Genomic DNA, 802 nt, shown 5'->3' on the forward strand with positions numbered 1-802 from the left:
GGCCGCGCGCGGCCCAGGCGGCCACGGCCGCGTCGCAAGCGTGGCGGCCGTGGCGCAGCTATGCGGTGATCCGGGCGTGGACGCTGGGGGGCACGCCCACGGCATCGGGGGCGCCCACCCCGCAATTACTACCAAAAACATAGCAATATGCCGGCGCATTCATTGTGCTGGAGCCACTTTTTACCTTGGATTTGATCATGCAGTTCCATCCCCTCACCGTGCAAAGCCGCACGCCCACCCCGTTGGGCGACGTGCGCCTGTCCGCCTCGCCGCTGGGCTTGTCGGGCCTGTGGTTCGACGGCCAGCGCCACCAGCCCGAGGCGTTTCTCGACGGCCCCGGCGCCTGGCCCGTGGACGACGCCCACCCGCTGCTGCGGCGGGCCACGGCCCAGTTCCACGAATACCTGGACGGCCGGCGCACCCGCTTCGACCTGCCGCTGGACCTGTCGGGCGGCACGCCGTTCCAGCAGGCCGTGTGGCAGGCGCTGCTGGGCATTCCCTGCGGCGCCACCACCAGCTACGGTGCCCTGAGCCGCCTGCTGGAGCGGCCGCTGGCCGTGCGCGCCGTGGGCGCGGCGGTGGGCCGCAACCCGGTGAGCGTGATCGTGCCGTGCCACCGCGTGGTGGGCTCGGCGGGCAGCCTGACGGGCTATGCCGGTGGATTGCCGCGCAAGGCCTGGCTGCTGCAGCGCGAAGGCGCGGTGCCGGTCGCCAGTGGAGGGCTCGGCCCCGGCACGCTGCCGCTCTTTGCCGGCGAAGCACCTGCCGCCGCAGGGGCCACGGCATGAGCGCGCGGGCGGCC

The 802-nt window shown here is 73.3% G+C and carries 1 protein-coding gene; it reads left to right on the top strand.

Annotated features, from left to right (window positions below; all coding sequences use genetic code 11):
- The first annotated feature begins 197 nt into the window (after positions 1-197).
- Positions 198-788, top strand: a complete 591-nt coding sequence (locus AC27IO_RS24945; RefSeq protein WP_498741309.1) for a methylated-DNA--[protein]-cysteine S-methyltransferase — start codon at positions 198-200, stop codon at positions 786-788.
- Positions 789-802: the final 14 nt, after the last annotated feature.

The sequence above is a fragment of the Acidovorax sp. KNOB132 genome, assembly GCF_057541515.1.

Excerpts from the sequence above, each read along its gene's own strand:
- AC27IO_RS24945 (WP_498741309.1), top strand. The coding sequence starts at position 198 with ATGCAGTTCCATCCCCTCACCGTGCAAAGCCGCACGCCCACCCCGTTG.